The sequence below is a fragment of the Alphaproteobacteria bacterium genome, from assembly GCA_039980135.1.
Classification (GTDB): domain Bacteria; phylum Pseudomonadota; class Alphaproteobacteria; order UBA6615; family UBA6615; genus UBA8079.
Genome location: JBDXCV010000006.1, coordinates 108,692 through 129,440, shown reverse-complemented (window position 1 = coordinate 129,440; position 20,749 = coordinate 108,692). Strand labels below are relative to the sequence as shown.

The following is a 20,749-nucleotide window of genomic DNA, read 5'->3' as shown; positions in this document are numbered from 1 at the left end:
GCAGGCGGGCATCCATAAACATCAATGCATTGCCGGTTGAACGCCTGCGGTTATGGGTTCCGGCCGTCGTGGGAACGACAACCGAGGTGAAAACTACTTCGAAAACACCGCCACCAGCTCAACATGCCCGGTCCAGACGAACTGATCGACGGGCGTGATCCGCTCCAGCGTGTAACCACCCCCCACCAGCGCGCGCGCATCACGGGCAAACGTCGTCGGATTGCAGGACACGGCGACGACCCGCGTCGCATCTGTCTGCGCAATCTCCGCGGCCTGGGCCGCGGCCCCGGCGCGCGGCGGGTCGAAGACAATCGTCTCGATCCGCCTGAATTCCTCTGCTGCCATGGGACGGCGCACCAGGTCTCGCGCCTCGGCCATCACCTGACCGCCGAAGCCGGCGGTCCCGGCCGCATGGGCCAGCGCCGCTATCGCGGCATCATCGCCATCCACGGCCATGACCGACGCGCCGGCGGCGGCCAGAGGCAACGCAAACGTACCGACCCCGCAATAGAGATCGGCCACGCGTAAACCCTGGCTGGCTTCAACGACAAGTCCTGCGAGTATCCCTTCGGCCTCTGCACTCGCCTGCAGGAACACCCCCGGCGGAATCTCCACAGGCACGCCCGAGAGTTCGAGTACCGGCATCCGGTGCAACGCCACCGGCTCGATTTCATCCCGGCTGCGTCCTTCCAGCTGCCAGGCGATCCGCGCGAGCCCCTCGGCATCGGCAAACATGGCCAGCGCCATGCTCGCATCCGGCCCCGGCTCATGGGCGGCGACGATCAGAACGTCGAAGCCGTTGTCGGCACGGGTCACCGAGACATCCCAGCGCGCGCCCGGCGGCACGATGTCGGCCAGCACCTGGCGCAGCTTCGGCACCAGCGCCATCAGTTCGGGATGCAGGATCAGGCATTCCTCCAGCTCGACCACATGGCGGCTCGCTCGGGTGTGAAACCCGAAGAAGGTCTTGGAATCCTTCGCGCGCGGCCGGAATGCGGCGAAGGTCGCGCGCCGGCGGCCGTTGCTTTCCGTCGCAACCAACGGCGCGACGATTTCCCGGTCGAACCCCAGGCGTTCGATCGCGGCGACCACCAGCTCGCGCTTCCAGGCACGGTAGGCGTCCACCCCCAGATGCTGGACACTGCAACCGCCACAGGTCGCGAAATGCCGGCAAGGCGGTGCGGCCCGGTCGTCTGACGGCGTGATGATCTCCAGCAGTTTCGCCTCGAGCCCGTCGCCGCGCTTGTTGCCCGGGCGCACCCGCACCCGCTCGTCCGGCAGCGCGCCGGCGATATAGAGCCGCCCCCGCGCGCCGCCCCCCGGGTTTTTCGCGATCCCGTCGCCGCGCGGGCCGAGCGTCTCGACCTCGACCGTCACTTCATCCGCCATAAACAGCCCCGATCAGAAATTCCTTGTTGCCCTCGGGACCCGTGATCGGGCTCTCCTCCAGGCCGATCACTTGCCAGCCGGGCAGCCCGTCGATCCAGCCCCGGATGCGCGCGCAGACCGCGTCATGCAGGGCCGGGTCGCGCACCACGCCCTTCTTGCCGACATCGGCCTTGCCGACCTCAAACTGGGGCTTGATCAGCGCCACCAGCCGCGCGCCCGGCGCGGCCAGCGCCATGGATGCGGGCAACACGACCTCGAGCCCGATGAAACTCGCATCGCAGACGATCGCATCCACCGGTTCGGGGATGTGCTCTGCGGTCAGGTGCCGGGCGTTGGTTTTCTCCAACACCACCACCCGCCCTTCGTTGCGCAGCTTCCAGGCGAACTGCCCATGCCCCACATCGACGGCATAGACTCGCGCAGCACCGCGCGACAGCAGCACGTCCGTGAAACCGCCCGTGGACGCCCCTACATCGATCGCCACGGCGCCGGTCATGTCGATACCCAGCTCGTCCAGCGCATGGTCGAGCTTCAGCCCGCCCCGGCTGACCCACGGGTGGTCCTGCCCGCGCAGCTCCAGCGGCGCGTCGTCGGCGATATTCTCCCCCGCCTTCTCGACCCGGCGTTCGCCGGAGAAGATTTTCCCCGCCAGGATCAGCGCCTGGGCGCGGGTGCGCGTCTCCACGAGGCCGCGGTCCACCAGCGCCGCGTCGGCGCGGGTCCTGGACGGTCTCTTCTGCGGTGATTTGGAGTGCTGTGCCACGAGTGGGGATTAGCACGAATGGTAGTGTGCGCCCATCGTCCTTCGAGACGCCGCCAGTCGGCGGCTCCTCAGGACGAGGATGGTAAGAGGCCGCATCCTGAGGAGCCCGCGCAGCGGGCGTCGCGAAGGAGAGGCCCTGCGTGACGCCGCATGTCCAAGGCCGTAAGATCACTGCCAACAACAAGATCATTCGCACACGGGGAAAATTCACATGACGCGACGTATCGGACTGGTGGGCATGGGCCTGATGGGCCAAGCCTTCATCAAGCATCTGCATGAGCATCAGTACATCGTGCAGGGCTTCGACCCGGACCCCGCGCGGATGGACCAGCTGGCCGCAGCCGGCGGCCACCCCGTCGATACCCCCGCTGCCGCGGCGAAGGACGTCGACCGGCTGATCATCTCCGTCCCGACCAGCGACGTCGCCCGGACGGTGATCTTCGAAGACGGCAACGGCATCGCCGGGGCCGCGTCCGACGACCTGATCATCATGGACACGACCACCGCGCGGCCCGTCGATACGGAGCGCACCGCCGCGGAACTCAAAGAACGGGGCATCCGTTATCTCGACAGCACCGTCTCGGGCACCTCGACCATGGCCCAGGCGGGCGACCTGGTGGTCATCGTCGGCGGCGAGGAGGCCGATTTCGAGGCCTGTCGCGAAGCCTTCGCGGGCTTCTCGCGCGCCGCCTATTACATGGGCCCTTCGGGCTCGGGCGCGCGCACCAAGCTGATCATCAACATGATTCTCGCCGGCAACCGGTTCGTCTTCGCCGAGGGGCTGGTGATGGGCCAGAAGGCCGGGCTGGATTCCGACAATCTGCTCGCCGTGTTGCAGGACGGGGCGTGCAGTTCCAAGACGATGGTCGACAAGGGCCCGAAGATGATCGACGCCGACTATTCCCAACAGGGCAAGGTGGCGATCAGCCTCAAGGACGCGCGCCTGATGATGGAAATGGGCCAGCAGCTCGGCGCGCCGGCGATGGTGATCCAGCAATATGCGCAGATCATGCAGGCCGCGCTGGAAAAGGGTTACAGCCAGAAGGACACGGTCGCCTTCTTCGAGATCCTGCGCGGCATGGCCGGCCTCGAGGAACGCGAAGGGATCGACGACGTGCCGTTCGGAAAATAGACGCAACAATGCTTTGCACCACCCCTCGCCCACCCCATGACCGCCTTCCTCGCTGATCTCGCGAACTGGCAGCGCGTGGCGCTTGTCGGCGCCGTCGCGCTCGGCGCGCATCTGCTGGTGTATCTGATCCGCCTGTCGGCCACCCGCGCCATGACCAGCGCGGTCGCCGCGCATATCTCCAAGTCCCGCACGATCATCAGCCTGGTCACCAGCGTGCTGATCTTCGCTTTGTATTTCGGTGCCGGCGGCTTCGCCCTGTCGGAGCTCGGCGTGTCCCTCAAGACCTATTTCGCCAGCGCCTCGATCATCGGACTGGCCGTCGCGTTCGGCTCCCAGGGCCTGGTGCAGGACGTGGTCAGCGGCATGACGGTGGTGTTCACCGACCTGTTCGATATCGGCGACGTGGTCGAGATCAGCGGCCAGGTGGGCGTGGTCGAGAAGTTCGGCATGCGCTTCACCGTTTTGCGCAACCCGATGGGCGCGGAGGTGTTCGTGCCCAACCGGTCGATCACCAACGTCATCGCCTATCCGCGCGGTTATGTGCGCTGCCTGGTCGATGTGGTGCTGCCGGATGAGGCAGCCGAGAAAGCAGAAGACACCACCCGGCGCATGACCGACGCCGCCGTCGAGCAGTTCCCCGGCATCCTGCGCGCGCCCGCCGAGATCACCGGTCCGCACACCAACGCGGCGGGCAACAGCTATCTGCGGATCAAGTTCCGCATCTGGCCGGGCCGCGGCGCGCCCATCGAGGGTGCGTTCCGCCAGGGCATGATCCAGGCAATCCGGCAGCTCGACCCGGACTATGCGGACTGGATGGTGACGGTCAATTACGAGGTCGAAACCTACGCGCCGCGCCAACGCCGGCGCACACGCCGCAAGTTTTTGAGGAAATGATGACCAATCTATCGCGTAAAGCCCTGAACATCGAAGACCTCCGCCTGATGGCGAAACGCCGCCTGACCAAGGGGTTGTTCGACTATATCGACCGCGGCTCGGAGGACGATGTGGCCCTGCGCAACAACCGCGCCGCACTGGAACGGATCAAGCTGCGTTCGCGCGTGCTGAACGACACATCGGAACGGCACACCCGTTCGACACTATTCGGGAAGCCCGTGGACATGCCCGTGGTGATCGGCCCGACCGGCCCGGCCGGGTTCCTCTGGTTCCGGGCCGAGACCGACCTGGCGAAGGCCGCCGCGAAGGCCGGTATCCCGTTCACCCTGGCCAGCACCGCCAACACGCCGCTCGAGCAGATCATGGAGCGGGGCGGCGGGCGCCAGTGGTACCACCTGTATGTCTGGCGTGACATGGAGGCCTCGCTCAGGGTCGTGCCGCGGGTCGAGGCGGCCGGATTCGAGACGCTCGTGCTGACGGTCGATTCCACGATCCCCTACAATCGCGAGTTCGACATCCGCAACGGCACCACCATCCCCGTGCGCCCGACACCGCGGACGATCTACGACCTGGCCACCCATCCGCGCTGGCTGTTCGGCACCATGGGGCGATACCTTATGGCCGAGGGCCATCTGCCCCGCTACCGCAACATCGATATGCCCGAAGGCCTGTCGCCCACCGGGGTGCGCGACTTCCTGTTCAAGAACGACACGCTCGACTGGGAGTTCCTGAAGCGAATCAGGGACATGTGGCCCCGCACCCTGATCGTGAAGGGCATCCTTCACGCCGATGACGCGGTGAAATGCGCGGAACATGGCGTGGACGGGGTGATCATCTCCAACCATGGCGGGATCGCCTCGGACACCGCACTGGCCCCGATCGACGTGTTGCCGTCGGTCGTGCGCGAAGTGGGCGACCGGATGACCGTGATCGTCGATTCCGGTTTCCGGCGCGGCTCGGATATCCTCAAGGGACTGGCGCTCGGCGCCGACGCCGTGATCGTCGGTCGGGCCACACTCTACGGAGTCGCGGCGGCGGGCGAGGCCGGCGCGTGCCGGGCGCTGGAGATTCTCCACACCGAAATGCGCCGCACCATGGGTGTCATGGGCCTTTCGGACCTCAAGGACATGACCCGCGATCATGTCGTCATGGCCCATGAGTTGCCGCTCTAGGCAGTTCACAGACCGGGCATTGCCACTCTGAAAGCTTGCGCGCGACGCCTGCCGGATTGCACCCCGGCGGCGAAAGTTCGCAGTCCGAAATTGCCCATTATTTCGTCAATGACCGTCCCGGGAATCCGAACGAAAGCGGTATTATCGCGCTCAGACAACAACACGCATTTTCGGAATCACGCAATGCCCGCGGTCCTGTCGCTCGCCATCGCCGCAACTGCGGCCATCGTCATCGGGACGGCGATCCCGGTGCTGGCCGCCAGCCGCCGCAAGGGCAGGTCAGCCGACAAATAGGACCGGGCTAGCCCTTGTAGAGGTAGTCTGCCGCCTTGAGGAACAGTGTCCGGTTGACGCCGTCCGAATGCAGGAACGCCGCCGCGTCACGCACGCGTTTCTCCAGACCGATCTCCTTCATGAAACCGCTGCCGCCGTGGATCTCCATGGCCCAGGTCGCAATCTGCCACCCGATCTGGGAGGCATAGATCTTCGGCAGGGCGCCGAGCGCCGGGTCCCACGGCACGGTGTCCCGGTTGTCCGCCGCCCAGGTGGCCTTGCGAATATACGTGCGCGCGATATCGAGCATCATGTGCATCTCGGCGAGCTGGACACGGATGCCGTCATGCTCGATCAGCGGCTTGCCGCCCTGGATGCGGTTCTTCGCCCATTCCAGCGTCATCTCGTAAGTCGCGACAGCGTTGCCCAGAACCGAGGCCCCGGCATAGGCGTTACTGGCCGGGAAGAAATCGGCCAGAATCTGGAAGCCGTTGCCGACCTCGCCGACCACGTCGGCGTCCGGCACGAAGCAATCCTGGAAGATCATCTCGGCATTGTTCGCGAGGCGCTCACCCATCTTGTTGTGGACCTGACCGAGGGAGAAGCCCGGCGTCTCGTTCGACAGGATGAAGCAGGTGCTGCCGCTGAACAGGTCCTTGCCCTTCTCGGTCTGCACAAACAGCAGGAAGACGTTGGCCCGGTTCGAGTTCGACACGAAATGCTTCATGCCGTTGATCTTCCAGCCACCATCGACCTTCTCGGCGCGGGTGTTGAACGCCCAGTCGCCATGGATGAAATAGTTGGAACCGTTCTCCGGCTCGGTAATGCCGATCGCGAGCAGCCCGCGCGGATCGTCGCGGAAGCGCGGAATGAAGCGCTCCTGCTGATCTTTCGACAGCGCTTCCATCATGATCTGCGCGATCTTCAGAGTCTGCGCCATGACGACGGAGATACCGATATCGCCCTTGGCAAGCTCCTCGACGACCATCCCGGTGGTGAGGTAGTCGGCACCGATCCCGCCCCATTCCTCGGGCAGGGTCATGGTGCGGATGCCGGCCTCATCCGATTTCTCGATGATATCCCAGGAGAAGCTCTCCTCCGGATCGGCGTTGGCGTCGAGATCGGCCGCGACGGGCAGGATTTCGTCGGTGACGAAGCGCCGGACCGAATCCAGGATCGCTTCCTGCATTTCATCGATAACGAAGGGTCCACTCATGTTGCTCTCCCGGGCAGGCACGCCGCAGCAGGGGGCGCGTTCGAATTGGTGTTTGCGGAATTGATACCGACGCGCCGCACTGAGGTCCAGTGGGCGGCGGCGAGATGGTGGGCCCGCGAAGGTCGGCGCGGCAACGTCTAGGCGCGGACGCCCGTCGCCTCTTCCTCGCGGCCCAGCGCGCACAGGACCCTGGCGACAATACCCGACGCCGTGAGACCCGCCTGTTCGTACTGAACTTCGGGCTTTTCATGGTCGATGAAGATGTCCGGCAGAGTCATGGGTCGGAACTTGAGGCCGCCATCGAGCAGTCCCGAATTGGCCAGGTCGGTCATCACCTGGGTCGCGAACCCGCCGATTGCCCCCTCTTCCACCGTGACCAGCACCTCATGCTCGCGCGCGAGCCGGTGCAGAAGATCCGTATCCAGCGGCTTGGCGAACCGCGCATCGGCGACGGTCGCGCTCAGCCCGTGGGTGGCCAGGTCTTCGGCGGCGCGCAGGCATTCCTGCAATCGCCCGCCATAGGACAGCAACGCCACACCCGTGCCCTCGCGCAGGACCCGTCCCTTGCCGATCTCCAACGGCTTGCCGCGCGCGGGCATCTCCACGCCAACACCCTCGCCGCGCGGATAGCGGAACGCCGACGGGCGATCATCGATCACCGCGGCGGTCGCCACCATATTGACCAGTTCAGCCTCGTCGGCCGCCGCCATCAGCACGAAGCCCGGCAGACAACCGAGATAGGCCACATCGAAGGATCCGTGGTGGGTGGCGCCGTCAGCGCCGACAAGACCGGCGCGGTCGATCGCGAACCGCACGGGCAGTTGCTGAATCGCGACGTCGTGGACCACCTGGTCATAGCCGCGCTGCAGGAAGGTGGAGTAGATCGCCACGAAGGGCTTGAAGCCCTCGGTCGCGAGGCCGCCTGCGAACGTCACGCCATGCTGCTCGGCGATGCCCACATCGAAGCAGCGTTCGGGAAAGGCGCTGCCGAAGATATCCAGTCCGGTGCCCGACGGCATCGCCGCGGTCACGGCGACGATCTTGTCGTCGTCCTCGGCTTCCCTGACCAGGCTCTCGGCAAAGACCTTGGTATAGCTCGGTGCGTTCGACGTCGCCTTAACCTGGGCGCCCGTGACAACGTCGAACTTCGACACGGCGTGATACTTCTCGTCACCGCCCTTGTCGGATTCGAAGCCCCGGCCCTTCTGGGTCACGACATGGACCAGAACCGGCGCGTCCTGCTTGCTGTCGCGCACATTCTTCAGCACCGGCAGCAGATGGTCGATGTTATGGCCGTCGATCGGGCCGATATAGTAGAAGCCCATCTCCTCGAACAGGGTCCCGCCGGTCACAAACCCGCGGGCATACTCCTCGGCCCGGCGTGCGGCTTCCTCGAAGCTCTTCGGGAACCGGTGGGCCATGTCCTTGGCGACCCGGCGCAACGACCTGTAACTCTTGGACGAAATCAGGCGGGACAGATAGGCGCTCATGGCACCGACCGCCGGCGCGATCGACATGTCGTTGTCGTTCAGCACGACGACGAGGCGCGAATCCATCGAACCCGCATTGTTCATGGCCTCATAGGCCATGCCGGCGCTCATCGAGCCATCGCCGATGACCGCGACAACATTGTTGTCGTCCCCGGCAAGGTCCCGCGCCACGGCCATGCCCAGCCCGGCGGAAATCGAGGTGGAGCTGTGCGCGGCGCCGAAGGGGTCGTATTCGCTTTCGACGCGGCGGGTGAAACCGGACAGACCACCGCCCTGGCGCAGGGTGCGGATGCGGTCGCGTCGGCCGGTCAGTATCTTGTGGGGATAGCATTGATGGCTGACATCCCAGATCAGCCGATCGCGGGGTGCCTCGAAGACATGGTGGAGCGCCACCGTCAGCTCGACGACGCCAAGCCCGGCTCCCAGGTGTCCACCGGTGATCGAGACCGCATCGATCGTCTCCTGACGGAGCTCATCGGCAAGCTGCTTGAGCTGCTCGGGCGTAAAATCCGCCATATCCGCCGGAATCCGGACGGTATCGAGAAGCGGGGTTGTGCTGTTATCGCTCAAAAAACGGGTCCAATCGTGGCCCTGAATACAATCATACGCGCCGATCGATCAAGCGTTCGGCAGCAGCCCGCAATAAATCTGCCTTTTCCCCAAAGAAATCAAGGTTCCCGACCGCCTTGCGGACATATCGTTCCGCGATCTCGCGCGCGCCGTCCAGGCCGTGGCGAGAGACGAAGGTCGCCTTGCCGCGTGCCGTGTCCTTGCCGACCGCCTTTCCAACCTCGGCGGCATCGCCGATCTCGTCGAGAATATCGTCGGTGATCTGAAAGGCGAGGCCGAAGTCGGCCCCGAAATCCCGCAACTGTTGCCGCGCGGCGCCGTCCGCCCCGGCCGACACCGCGCCCGCCTCGCACGACCAGGCGAACAACGCGCCGGTCTTCATCGCTTCGAGCCTCATGATCTCGTCGTCATCATCGATCGGCTGACGTTCCGCCTGGAGGTCGAGCATTTGGCCGCCGGCCATGCCATCCGGTCCACCGGCCCGGGCCAGGCCGAGCACCAGTTCGGCGCGGATTCCCGGATCGGCGTGGGTCCGGGGGTCGGCCAGAACCTCGAATGCGAGCGTCAGCAGCGCGTCGCCGGCGAGGATCGCGGTCGCCTCGTCGAATTTCTTGTGCAGGGTCGGCTGGCCACGGCGCAGATCGTCGTCATCCATCGCCGGCAGATCGTCATGGACCAGCGAGTAGGTGTGCATCATCTCGACCGCCGCGGCCACGCGCAGCGCCACGTGCCGATCACCGCCGCAGATCTCCGCCGCAGAAACCACCAGGAAGGGGCGCAGGCGCTTGCCGCCCGCCAGCGATGCATAGCGCATCGCACGCCATAGATTCGCGACCTCGTCGACCTGGCTCGAGGGGCGATCGAGGAGCGCGGCTATCGTCGTATCGACATCCGCCGCGACGGCCGCCAGCGCGTCGGCGTAGCTGCTGGACACGGTCAATCCGAGGCGACCGGTTCGGTATCCGGCGTGCCGTCGGCACCGAGCGATATCTTCTCGACGCGCGCCTGCGCCTGTCGGAGTTTCGATTCGCAGTGCCGCTTCAGCGCCGCACCACGCTCATAGGCGGCAATCGCGTCATCAAGCGCGCTGTCGCCACCTTCGAGATTGCGCACGATCTCTTCGAGTTGCGCCAGCGCATCCTCGAAGGACATCTTCGCGATGTTCGCCGGAATCTCGACCTTCGTTTCGTCTTTTGCCATGTTCAATCCTCTACCGGCCGCGGTGCGCGCCGTCAAATCGGTTCAGCCCATCAGGACGCCCACATGCGCGGCGGCGGATTCGCCCAGAGCCGTCAAATCGTAACCCCCTTCGAGAGTCGACACGACCCGGCCACCGCACACAGCTTCCGCCAGGCGACGCAGTTCATCGGTCGCCCACGCGAAATCCTCGGTCTCGAGCGACAGCTGCGCCAGCGGATCGCGGCGGTGGGCGTCGAACCCGGCCGAGATCAGGATCAGGTCGGGGCCGAAATTCCGCATGGCCGGCAGCACGATCTCGCGCATCGCGGTGCGAAAATCGTCCGAGCCCGCGCCGGGCCAGAGCGGCGCGTTGGCGATGTTGCCGTGGGCGCCGGTCTCGGTCTTGTCACCCGTGCCCGGGTAAAGCGGCCATTGATGTGTCGAGGCGTAGAACAAATCCGGTTCGTTCCAAAACATCGCCTGGGTGCCGTTGCCATGATGAACGTCGAAATCCATCACCGCGACCCGCTCGGCCCCATGGGCCCTGCGCGCATGCTCGGCGCCGATCGCCACGCTGTTGAACAGGCAGAACCCCATGGCCTGCCTCGGTTCGGCGTGATGCCCCGGCGGGCGCATCGCACAGAAGGCATTGTCGGCCGCACCCATCATCACCGCATCGACCGCATCGATCAGCGCGCCGGTCGCGCGCAAGGCCGCCGCACCGGACTTCGGCGACATGATCGTGTCGGCATCCACACGGGCATAGCCCTCTTCGGGTACGAGGCCGAATATCCGGTCCACATGGGTGGCCGGGTGCATCAGTTTCAGATGTTCGCGCGTCGCTTCCGGCGGCGTGTGACGCTCAAGCGCGTCGAATGCCGGGGCGTCCAGCACATCGGCGATGGTCCGCAACCGCGCCGGCGATTCGGGGTGTCCCGGTGCGGGCTCGTGCTCGATGCAGACCGGATGAAAATAGAAACGGGTCGTCATACGCCGACTCCGGGTTGATGCGTGGTTTGCCATTCTAGCGCCCCGCGGCGGCAACCACAGCAATTGCATTGGAGGCGCGCCGACCGGGTCCCGAAATTGTGAGAATCACAGGGTATCCCGGCATCTGATCCTTATTGACAGATGCATCAATTCGGCGTGTTGTCCGCACCCGCGTCCAGGTCGATGCGACGCGCATGTCCGCATATGGCGGACAAACGAAAAAATGGTTGGTTAACATGCGCATAACTCCCGGTTTTTATCTCCCGAACAGGCCAAACCTGATGATCGGGGCTGCGCTGACGATGGCGTTCCTGCTGACATTCGCGGTGCCCGCACTGGCCCAGTCCACCGAACTATCCGATCGCGCCAAGGCGCTGGATGCAAACAGCAACGGTGTGCTCGAAAAATCGGAAGCGCGCGGTCCCGTGCAGGCCAATTTCGACAGCATCGACAAGGACAAGAGCGGCACCCTCGATGGCGCCGAGATCAGTGCGTTTTTCCAGGGTGGCAGCAACGGTCCCGCGCGCGGCGGTCCGCCTCCTGCGACGGTCGTCGTCGATGCCGTCATCGAAGAAGTGATCGGACAGACGACACCGGTCGTCGGCCGTTTGGTCGCCCGTCAGGCCGGCCCCGTCGCCGCCCGGATCGGCGGCGCGGTGGACGAATTGCGGGTCCGCGTCGGCGACCGTGTGGAGACAGGCGACACGCTCGCCGTGCTCGACCGCGAACGCCTCGACCTGGAACGCGATCGCTATGCCGCCATCGTCACACAACAGAATGCCAGCCTGACCGCCGCGCGCGCGGACCTCGGCATCAAACAGAACGAACTCAAGCGCCTCGAGGGTATTCGCAAATCCGCCGCCTTTTCCCAGGCGCGTTTCGAAGACGCCGAACAGAATGTCGCGATGCAGTCGGCCGACGTCGCGCAAACGCGTGCGCAGCTGGTCCAGGCCGAAGCGCAGCTCAGGCGCGCCGAGCGCGATTTGGAGGACGCCGAAATCCGCGCGCCCTTTCCGGGCGTCGTCAGCGCCACCCACACGGAGGTCGGGGCCTATCTGACTGTCGGCAATCCTGTCGTGACCCTGATCAATGATCTGAACCTCGACATCGAGGCCGATGTTCCGACCGGCCGTCTCGCCGCGCTCGCCCCGGGGCTGAGCGTCGGTGTCCGCCTTGATGACGGCGCCGCATTGCGCGCGAGTGTCCGCGCCATCGTCCCGAACGAAAATCCGCGCACGCGGACGCGGCCGGTCCGGTTCACCCCGCGTTTCAACGAGATCGACAAGCAGCTCGCCGACAATCAGAGCGTCACGGTCATGATCCCGGTCGGCGAATCCCGCAACGCGGTCACCGTTTCCAAGGACGCAATCATCGAGCGCAACGGCAGCATGACCGTATTTGTGGTCCGGAACGGCGCCGCGCAGCCGACCCCGGTCACGGTTGGCGACGGGACAGGGGATCGTTTCGTCGTGCGCGGCGGCGTGAAGCCCGGGGACATGGTCGTGATCCGCGGCAACGAAGGGCTGCGCCCGGGTCAGCGGCTCAACATCGTCAACGGCGCCAGCGGAGGCTGAACCGAATGAACCTGATTTCGGCTTCAATTCACCGGCCGATCGCGGTCATCGCGGTCGTCATCATGGTCTTGATGTTCGGCTGGGTGGCGCTGCAGCGCATCCCCATCCAACTCGCGCCGGATGTCCGACAACCCGTTATCATCGTTGATACATCCTGGGGTGGCGCATCCCCCCTGGAGGTCGAGCGCGAGATCATCAACCGCCAGGAGGAAGTCCTCAAGGGCATTGAGGGGGTGCAGAAAATCGAGAGCCGGGCGCGCACCGGCCGTTCCGATATCACGCTCGAATTCAGCCCGAGCCAGAATATGGACCGGGCGCTGCTGCTGGTCGCCAACCGGCTCGATCGCGTTACGGGATATCCCGACGAGGCCGACGAACCGACCCTGCGTACGTCGGGGACCGACGACAATCCGATTGCCTGGTTCCTGCTGACCCGGGCGGCGGGTAACGACCGCGACATGATCACCTATGGCGACTTCCTCGAGGATGTCGTCCAGGAACGGGTCGAGCGGATCGCCGGCATTTCGGGGGTCAATATCTTCGGCGAGACCGAACGCGAGATGCGGATCATCGTCGACCCTGAACGGCTGGCCCAGTTCCGCCTGACCGTCAGCGACGTGGTGAACCGTCTGCGCGCCGAGAATGCCTCGATCTCCGGCGGCGACGTGGACGAGGGCAAGCGCAGCTATACCGTGCGCACCGAGGGCGATTTCACCAACACCGACCAGGTGCTGGACATCGTGCTGCGCTCGGATGCAGACCTCGGAAACGGGCGAATCGGCCGCGTCACCGTGCGCGACATCGCCGACGTGGAACTCGGCTACAAGGAAGCCCGCGCCCTGCCCCATCGCCGTGACGACCGTGCGATGGCGTTCAACATGACCCGCGAACAGGGCGCGAATGTCCTGACCGTAATGGACGAGGTCCACAGGGTGGCCGCCGACCTCGCAAGCGGTGCGCTGGCCGATGTCGGCCTCCTGCTTGAAAACGTGTTCGACGAAACCCTTTACGTGAATTCGGCGATTTCGCTGGTCCAGCAGAACATTGTCATCGGCGGCATCCTCGCCGCCCTTGTTCTGATGCTGTTCCTGCGTTCCTGGCGCCCCACCCTCGTTGTATCGCTGGCGATACCGGTGTCCGTGGTCGGCTCCTTCGTCGCCATGGCCGCGCTCGGCAGAACGCTCAACGTCATCAGCCTCGCCGGAATCGCATTCTCTGTCGGCATGGTCGTCGATGCGGCCATCGTCGTGCTCGAAAACATCTACCGGCTGCGCCAGGAGGGCTTGTCCCGCGCCGATGCCGCCCAGAAAGGCGCATCGCAGGTCTGGCCCGCCGTGCTCGTCTCATCGCTGACGACCGTGATGGTCTTCATCCCCATCCTGATCATGGAGCTCGAGGCCGGGCAATTGTTCCGTGATATCGCGGTTGCGATCTCCGTGTCGGTCCTGCTGTCGCTGCTGGTCTCGGTGACGGTTATCCCGGCGCTGGCCAACCGGCTCCTCGTCAACAGCGCTGCGGAGGGCGGCGATGTCTTCCGCATTCCCGTGATCGACGACTTCGCCCGCGCCTTCGTCACCTTCTGGCAGGATTTCACCAGGATGGTCGTGCGTTCCAAACTACGCGCGCTGGTGGTGGTCGGCGCGATCACGCTGGCGTCCGGCGCATTCACCCTGACATTCGCACCCAAGCTCGACTATCTGCCGACCGGCAATCGCAACTTCGTCTTCGGCATCGTCAACGTGCCGCCGGGATATAATCTCGGCACCGTGAACGAGATAACGGAACGGATCGCCGAACGCACCCGCCATCTCTGGGCCAGCGAAACGGGTCCGGAGTCCGAGCGGGGACAACCGCCGAAGTTTGACCGGTTCATGCGCGTGCCCTTCTCCGGCCGCGCCTTCATCGGGGGTACATCGGTGGATCCGAACCGGGCCGCCGAACTGGGCCCGGTGCTCGAAGAAGCCGCTTCCCATGAGCCCGGCACCCGCGCATTCGCCCGCCAGCCATCCCTGTTCGGCCGGTCGCTGGGCAGCGGACGGACCATCGATGTCGATATTCGCGGCGCCGAACTCCAGACGATTTACGATACCGCGCAACAGACCTTCTTCAGGCTGGTCCAGACCCTGCCCTTCAACGAAGGGCATCGCACCCGTCCGATCCCCAGCCTGACCCTGTCGGCGCCCGAAGTGCGCGTTGAACCGGACCGCATCCGCCTCGCGGATAACGGGCTGTCGGCCCAGTCGCTCGGCCAGTCGGTCGATGCGTTCAACGACGGGGTGCGGGTGGCCGAGATTACAGTCGATGGCAAACGTATTGACCTGACCCTTACCGGCCCGCGGGACATGATCGGCCAGACCCAGGGCATCGGCGCGCTGCCGGTCGTGACCAACGACGGTCGGATCGTGCCCGTCGAAGGCCTGGCGAATGTCCGTATCACTTCCGGGCCGACGGAAATCCGGCGCGCCGACCGCGCCCGTACGGTCACCCTGCAGGTGACACCGAATGCGCAGACCCCGTTGCAGGAGGCGCTGGAACTGATCCAGAGCGAGGTGATCGAACCCATGGAGGAAGCTGGCCTGCCCGACGGCGTCAGCCTCCATCTGACCGGTACGGCCGACAAGCTTATTGAGACGTGGAACGAGATGGTCATCGACCTGGCGCTGGCGATCATCATCGTCTATCTGGTCATGGCGGTCCTGTTCGAGAGCTTTGTCTATCCGTTGATCATCATGCTGACGGTTCCCGTCGCCGCCGCTGGCGGAATTGCAGGCCTTGCGCTGTTGAATATCTGGGTCAATCAGCCCCTCGACATGCTCACGATGCTCGGATTCATCATCCTGACGGGCATTGTCGTGAACAACGCGATTCTGCTGGTCCATCAGACCCTCTATCACATTCGCGAAGACGGCATGAAGGCCGACGACGCGATCATGCTGGCAACCCAGAACCGGGTCCGGCCAATCTTCATGTCCACGCTCACATCGGTGTTCGGGATGTTGCCGCTGGTAATGTTCCCGGGCGCCGGGTCCGAACTTTACCGCGGGCTGGGTTCGGTCGTGCTCGGCGGATTGTCGCTGTCGGCAGTGCTCACCCTGGCGATCGTGCCGCCGATGATGTCGATCACCGTCGGCTGGCGCGAGCGAAATCGCGCCGTCCAGACAGATCCGAGCCCAACGCCGGCGCAATAGCGCCGTCACCACACCGGCATCGCGGCACCTCGCCTTTGACCGTCGGCAGCGCTACGATGGCGCCACCATGACCGGACCCGGACACAGCCTCGCAGACATCCCGTTTCTCGGACCGTTGAGCGAATCATCCCGCGCCGCGCTCGAACAGCGCGCGCGCTGGGTCCGCTATTCGGCCAACGACACGATCATCGACCGGGAGAGTGAATCCCGAGACGTGTTCTTCGTGGTCGAGGGCCGTGTGCGGGTTGTGAATTTCTCCATTTCAGGGCGCGAGATCAGCTTCGACGAAATGGAACCCGGGGGTGTCTTCGGGGAACTCGCCGCGCTCGACGGTATGCCCCGATCGGCCGCCGTCGTCGCGCTGGCCGATACGCTCGTGGCGACGATTTCACCCGACACGTTCCTGAATTTGCTACGCGACCATTCTGATCTCGCCATCGGGGTGATGCAGCAACTGGCCAAGATCGTGCGCACATCGACGGAACGCATCATGGATCTGAGCACCCTGGGCGCGCACAACAGGGTACATTCGGAAATCCTGCGCGAGGCGCGCGCGCAGGCCGACACGGACGCCAACACCGCCCACATCTCGCCAATTCCGGTCCACGCGGATATCGCCGCCCGGGTCAGCACGACCCGCGAGACGGTCGCCCGCGTGTTGAGCGACCTCGCCAAGCAGGGCCTGGTCAAACGCGAGAAAGACGCCCTCGCCATCCTCGATCTCGAACGTCTCGAGGACCTGGTTGAGGAAGTTAGGGACTTTTAAGTCTCTGTTCCGTCTGTTTTTTTATTTTTATTGTCCGGCCTGTGACTGCCGTCACTGGGGAATGGCTGGTTGCGCATTAGGTTTGTATCAACGGCGACGGATCATCGCCGCACACCAACCGAAACGGAGCCGACCATGTCACGACAAACCCGCATCAACGTCGCCGCCCTCCTCCTGGCAGCCCCGATGGTGATTTTCGGAATGTCGGTGACACCGGGCTTCTGACTTCGACAGGTGTGATCTTTTCGCACTGATCCAACCTCCCTGTGGACTTGCGGCCGGCTCTCACGAGACCGGCCGCCTTTCTTTTCCAGCCCTGCGAGGCGTCCTGCCTGCGATCGGCATCAGAACGTCCAGCGGCGGTTGAGGCCGACGGACAACCGGTAATTGTTGTAGGTATAGTTGGTAATCGACGAGACCTGCCGGAACGCTTCACCGCCGAATGTAAACGTGAAAGGCTGCCAGAATTCACCCGCATTGGTGAACACGCTTCCCCAAGGAATGCCGTAGGTCATCCGTGCGCGGCCGCCCCAATCATGCCGGTTGCGCGCACTGATCGACGGGTCTCGATCGTCATACTGGTCATAGTTGACGGTGAGCGAACTGAGCAGAAAATCGCCGTCGCCGAACAGCATCGTGTGGGTCACACCGATTTCGCTTTGTTCGTACGAGTTGAAACTGCGCGCCGCGATATTGCGAGTCTGCGTCAACGTCACGCGCACACGCTGGCGCGGAGTGAGAATCTGCGACATTCCCAGCTTGGCTTCATACTCCCGGCCGCTGCGTTGCGTGGCGGTAAGGCTGCTCGTGATGTTGTTGTAGGACTGATACTTCATCGTCCCGCCGGCAAACACCGACCAGGTGTTGGACAGGGCATAGACCCAGTCGACCGTCGTCCCGATCGCGGTCAGGTATTTCTCACGCGACAGATCAATGCGCTCATACAGGAGGCGTGGCGTGATCGTCGACGGTGCGAAATCGAGTTCATATCCGAAATCTGCGGTGATCGCCCGCAGGTCGAGGTCATCCTGCTGGGTCTGCTCGCCCTGATAGAAAACCAGCCCGCCCAGCATCTTGTGCTGCTTCTGCAGGCCGAGATCATGTTCGAAGGAAAGCTGCGCCAGCCCGTTCATCGCGATGTCGTCCTGGCGCGAGGAACCGTCGACGGTGCGGGTCGGCAAGTCGGCCGCGAGGCGAAGTTCCGATTTGGGCGACGCGTTGCGGTTCCAGTCATACTGGGTAGCGAAGTTCACCGCGAGGGTGAAGATCGTCTTCTTGCGGCGTGCCACAATCTGATCGAGATACTGATCGATCTGGCGCCGCAGCTGCGCCTCCAGATCCAGCTCCTTCAACGCGACGAGTTCGCGCTCGGCCTCATCGAGATTGTCGAGCCGGAACAGGACAATCGCGAACAGGACCCGCACCACGGCCAGGTCGGGCCGGATCAGCAGGACCCGTTCCAGGGTCGCGCCCGCGCCGCGTACATTACCCTCGCGGATCTGGGTCAGCGCATACCGGACATTCAGCTCGATGTTGTCGGGGTCCTCCAGCACCTGCTGGAATGTGACGGGCGGACCCCTGCTGAAAGCCTCCAGGTCGAGGGCCTCCTGGGCCGTGCGCTCGACTTCGCGTCGTGTCTCGATCGATTCCCGGACGTCGCTTTCACGCGATTCCGTGGCCGACTGCTGGGCATGCGCGGGCAACGCGAACGAGATCACGCCGCCAATCAGCAACCCATAGCGGAAACTGCGGCGCGCTCGCCCACATGCGCGCAACAGAATACTCGGCACTCGCACCAACAAAACCCCCAAAGTATGGAGGTATTAAGCATGATGTGCCAAATCGGGGCAAGCGCGAGGGAGCGGCCTAAGCCCTTGAGAAATCATTTCATTTCTGCGATGTGGACGCCCTGCCAATCCTCCGGCGGGGGATCGAAGGAATAGTGGAAAATACGCTCGGCATACAGATCGTAAAATGCGCCGACGGCGCCGGGCATTTCGACGCAGACATTGAGCACATCTTGTGCGCGATCCCAGTCGCGGGCGCGATAGGCGTCCAGCATCAGCCCATGCTCGCGTTGCAGGGCCTTGAAGTCCTCGCTCGCCGCGTCATCGGCATCCCCCAGCAGCGCATAGATACGAACGGCCTCCCGCTTTCCCTTCACCGCAATCAGGTCGAGTTCGAGGAACGCGAATTCATCCGCCACCTGATCGCGCGTCGACTCACCCACAATGATCGGCATCCCGTAGGGCCGCGACTGGCCCTCGAGTCGGGCCGCGAGATTGACCGCATCGCCCAGCACCGAATAGTCGAACCGCTGATCTGATCCCATATTCCCGACCACGCATTCGCCCGTGTTGAGACCGACCCCCACGGCGATCGCGACCGCCTCCGGATCCTCCGCCAGACGCGCCTCATTCACCTGCCCGAGTGCGCGCAGCATGGCGAGCGCAGCGTCACACGCGTGCGACGCATGGGCCGGGTCGTCGATCGGCGCGTTCCAGAACGCCATGATGCAGTCGCCCATATACTTGTCGATGGTCCCGTCACGCTCCAGGATTTCGGCCGTCATGGGTGTCAGCAGGCGGTTGATCAGGGCCGTCAGGGCCTGCGGGTCATCGCGATGTTCTTCGGATATGGAGGTGAATCCCCGGATATCGCAGAACAACAGCGTCATCTCGCGCGTCTCGCCGCCCAGCCTCAGGCGCTCGGGCTGGTCGGCGAGCTGTTCGACCAGCGCCGGAGACAGATATTGCCCGAAGGCCGTGCGAATCTGGCGGCGCTGGGTCTCCGATTGCAAATAGGTGATCAGCGAACTCGACAGATAGACCACCAGCACCACCAGCGCCGGAAACACCGGATCGATCAGAACCCCGACGGAGGTAAAGGCAAACCAGCCCGCGGCCACCCCGGCGGTGATTGCCGTGAGGCAAACGACGGCACTCGCGGCGACACCAAGTTTGGGCAGCAGCAGGACCAAAAAAACTCCCAGCAGCGCAAACGCCGCCAGCTCCGCTCCCAGCGTCCAGTCCGGGCGCGTCAGAAAGCTGCCATCGAGGATCTGCTCCACAAGCTCGGCATGCACCTCAACCCCTGGAATGATCGAATTAAGCGGGGTCGCACGCAGGTCGAACAGGCCCGGCGCGCTCGTCCCGACCAGGATGATCGCGCCCTCGATACCGTCTTCGGCACCGAGCGGTTCGGCCGCCGACCAGAGCCGCCAGGCCGGCACGTAGCGCGCCGGTTCATGACCGGTGTAGCGCAACCAAACATGGCCATCGCCGCTCGTCGGCACCCGCAACTGCCCAATCCGGATATTCGCGATTCCCGAACTCTCATCGACCCCACCCTCGCCGCTCGCATCGGACATGCGAATATTGAACCCTTGCGCGCCCTGCGCCACACGCAGCGCCTCGGCTCCGAGCGTCGGATAGAGCGGGGGCAGCTTGAACGGGTCGTCATAGGTCGGCGTCGTGCCCGGCGCCACATACTGGGTAAACAGCGGCACTCTGCGGATCAGCCCATCGGCGTCGGCTTCGAAGTTGATGTTGCCGATTCCGGCCGCCGCGTCGCCGAGCGCGGGAAGATTGGCGATCGCCGCCCTATAGGCCGGCAGGAACGGGTGCGGCGGCGATCCGCCGAGTCCGACACCCGCCTTCGGCGCGGGCGGCGGCGCGGTTTCGCGGGAACGCGTGAACGTAAACCCGGCAACCACCCGCCCGCGCGCAAACGCTTCGGCCAGGAGCTGATCATGGTCGGGCAGCGCGGCAACCCGCGCCCGGAGATCTGCATCGTCGGGGCCGTCGGGCCAATCCGCCACCACATTGGCCGGCGACGTCCTGTCGGGTTCGGCAAAGAGAATATCGAACACGACCACCGCCGCGCCCCTGGCGTGCAGCCGGTCGACCAGCTCGGCGATCCGCGAGCGGGGCCAGGGCCACTGACCGATTCGCGCCAGGCTTTCATCGTCGATGTCCAGAATGCGCACCGGCAAGGCGCTGTCATATACGCGCGGCTCGATCCGCTGATAGGTATCGAACGTCCACAGTCGTGCCAGTTGCACAGGCTGCGGGTCTTCGACGCGCAGCAACAGCGCGAACACGAGAATCAGGAGCGGAATGATACGGGCTTTCCAGGAGATCATGCCCGCAAT

General features: G+C 64.5%; 15 protein-coding genes. 6 read left to right on the top strand and 9 right to left on the bottom strand.

From position 1 onward, the window contains the following. Positions 1-93: 93 nt before the first annotated feature. Together ABJ363_08820 and ABJ363_08815 are read right to left on the bottom strand one after the other, a co-directional pair. Positions 94-1,389, bottom strand: a complete 1,296-nt coding sequence (locus ABJ363_08820; GenBank protein ID MEP4379087.1) for a class I SAM-dependent RNA methyltransferase — start codon at positions 1,387-1,389, stop codon at positions 94-96. Beyond that, entirely contained in the window at positions 1,379-2,152 is a 774-nt protein-coding gene (locus ABJ363_08815; GenBank protein ID MEP4379086.1) for a TlyA family RNA methyltransferase, read from the bottom strand. The genes ABJ363_08820 and ABJ363_08815 overlap by 11 nt, the downstream gene beginning before the upstream one ends. A gap of 211 nt (positions 2,153-2,363) precedes the next feature. On the opposite strand from ABJ363_08815, the gene ABJ363_08810 reads away from it, so the two are divergent. Genes ABJ363_08810 through ABJ363_08800 form a run of 3 tightly spaced genes read left to right on the top strand, consistent with a single transcriptional unit; the run spans position 2,364 to position 5,350 of the window. Further along, complete coding sequence (locus ABJ363_08810) at positions 2,364-3,284, top strand: NAD(P)-dependent oxidoreductase (GenBank protein ID MEP4379085.1); 921 nt, start codon at positions 2,364-2,366, stop codon at positions 3,282-3,284. A gap of 36 nt (positions 3,285-3,320) precedes the next feature. Next, entirely contained in the window at positions 3,321-4,178 is an 858-nt protein-coding gene (locus tag ABJ363_08805; protein MEP4379084.1) for a mechanosensitive ion channel domain-containing protein, read from the top strand. Continuing rightward, complete coding sequence (locus ABJ363_08800; protein MEP4379083.1) at positions 4,178-5,350, top strand: alpha-hydroxy acid oxidase; 1,173 nt, start codon at positions 4,178-4,180, stop codon at positions 5,348-5,350. The genes ABJ363_08805 and ABJ363_08800 overlap by 1 nt, the downstream gene beginning before the upstream one ends. A gap of 301 nt (positions 5,351-5,651) precedes the next feature. Here ABJ363_08800 and ABJ363_08795 read toward each other — a convergent pair whose 3' ends face one another. The 5 genes from ABJ363_08795 to ABJ363_08775 form a co-directional block, all read right to left on the bottom strand. Further along, positions 5,652-6,839, bottom strand: a complete 1,188-nt coding sequence (locus ABJ363_08795) for an acyl-CoA dehydrogenase family protein (GenBank protein ID MEP4379082.1) — start codon at positions 6,837-6,839, stop codon at positions 5,652-5,654. Between the two features lie 137 nt (positions 6,840-6,976). Next, positions 6,977-8,899: a 1-deoxy-D-xylulose-5-phosphate synthase gene (gene dxs, locus ABJ363_08790; protein MEP4379081.1), complete on the bottom strand. Its 1,923-nt coding sequence runs from the start codon at positions 8,897-8,899 to the stop codon at positions 6,977-6,979. Positions 8,900-8,930: 31 nt separating this feature from the next. Continuing rightward, on the bottom strand, positions 8,931-9,833 hold the full coding sequence (locus ABJ363_08785) for a polyprenyl synthetase family protein (GenBank protein MEP4379080.1): 903 nt from the start codon (positions 9,831-9,833) through the stop codon (positions 8,931-8,933). Between the two features lie 2 nt (positions 9,834-9,835). Continuing rightward, a complete protein-coding gene (locus ABJ363_08780; GenBank protein MEP4379079.1) occupies positions 9,836-10,099 on the bottom strand; it encodes an exodeoxyribonuclease VII small subunit in 264 nt (87 codons plus the stop codon). 42 nt (positions 10,100-10,141) lie between these two features. After that, positions 10,142-11,068, bottom strand: coding sequence for a histone deacetylase family protein (locus tag ABJ363_08775; protein MEP4379078.1), 927 nt, complete (start codon positions 11,066-11,068; stop codon positions 10,142-10,144). Positions 11,069-11,349: 281 nt separating this feature from the next. Here ABJ363_08775 and ABJ363_08770 point away from each other — a divergent pair, with 281 nt between their 5' ends. The 3 genes from ABJ363_08770 (at position 11,350) to ABJ363_08760 (ending at position 16,596) form a co-directional block, all read left to right on the top strand. Beyond that, positions 11,350-12,642, top strand: coding sequence for an efflux RND transporter periplasmic adaptor subunit (locus ABJ363_08770; GenBank protein ID MEP4379077.1), 1,293 nt, complete (start codon positions 11,350-11,352; stop codon positions 12,640-12,642). Between the two features lie 5 nt (positions 12,643-12,647). Then, complete coding sequence (locus ABJ363_08765; GenBank protein MEP4379076.1) at positions 12,648-15,830, top strand: efflux RND transporter permease subunit; 3,183 nt, start codon at positions 12,648-12,650, stop codon at positions 15,828-15,830. A gap of 67 nt (positions 15,831-15,897) precedes the next feature. Continuing rightward, a complete protein-coding gene (locus ABJ363_08760; GenBank protein MEP4379075.1) occupies positions 15,898-16,596 on the top strand; it encodes a Crp/Fnr family transcriptional regulator in 699 nt (232 codons plus the stop codon). Between the two features lie 344 nt (positions 16,597-16,940). Here ABJ363_08760 and ABJ363_08755 read toward each other — a convergent pair whose 3' ends face one another. Together ABJ363_08755 and ABJ363_08750 are read right to left on the bottom strand one after the other, a co-directional pair. Further along, complete coding sequence (locus ABJ363_08755; GenBank protein ID MEP4379074.1) at positions 16,941-18,386, bottom strand: hypothetical protein; 1,446 nt, start codon at positions 18,384-18,386, stop codon at positions 16,941-16,943. Between the two features lie 92 nt (positions 18,387-18,478). Then, entirely contained in the window at positions 18,479-20,740 is a 2,262-nt protein-coding gene (locus tag ABJ363_08750; protein MEP4379073.1) for an adenylate/guanylate cyclase domain-containing protein, read from the bottom strand. Positions 20,741-20,749 lie beyond the last annotated feature (9 nt).

Excerpts from the sequence above, each read along its gene's own strand:
- ABJ363_08820 (MEP4379087.1), bottom strand. The coding sequence starts at position 1,389 with ATGGCGGATGAAGTGACGGTCGAGGTCGAGACGCTCGGCCCGCGCGGC.
- ABJ363_08810 (MEP4379085.1), top strand. The coding sequence starts at position 2,364 with ATGACGCGACGTATCGGACTGGTGGGCATGGGCCTGATGGGCCAAGCC.
- ABJ363_08805 (MEP4379084.1), top strand. The coding sequence starts at position 3,321 with ATGACCGCCTTCCTCGCTGATCTCGCGAACTGGCAGCGCGTGGCGCTT.
- ABJ363_08800 (MEP4379083.1), top strand. The coding sequence starts at position 4,178 with ATGACCAATCTATCGCGTAAAGCCCTGAACATCGAAGACCTCCGCCTG.
- ABJ363_08795 (MEP4379082.1), bottom strand. The coding sequence starts at position 6,839 with ATGAGTGGACCCTTCGTTATCGATGAAATGCAGGAAGCGATCCTGGAT.
- ABJ363_08780 (MEP4379079.1), bottom strand. The coding sequence starts at position 10,099 with ATGGCAAAAGACGAAACGAAGGTCGAGATTCCGGCGAACATCGCGAAG.
- ABJ363_08775 (MEP4379078.1), bottom strand. The coding sequence starts at position 11,068 with ATGACGACCCGTTTCTATTTTCATCCGGTCTGCATCGAGCACGAGCCC.
- ABJ363_08770 (MEP4379077.1), top strand. The coding sequence starts at position 11,350 with ATGATCGGGGCTGCGCTGACGATGGCGTTCCTGCTGACATTCGCGGTG.
- ABJ363_08765 (MEP4379076.1), top strand. The coding sequence starts at position 12,648 with ATGAACCTGATTTCGGCTTCAATTCACCGGCCGATCGCGGTCATCGCG.
- ABJ363_08760 (MEP4379075.1), top strand. The coding sequence starts at position 15,898 with ATGACCGGACCCGGACACAGCCTCGCAGACATCCCGTTTCTCGGACCG.
- ABJ363_08750 (MEP4379073.1), bottom strand. The coding sequence starts at position 20,740 with ATGATCTCCTGGAAAGCCCGTATCATTCCGCTCCTGATTCTCGTGTTC.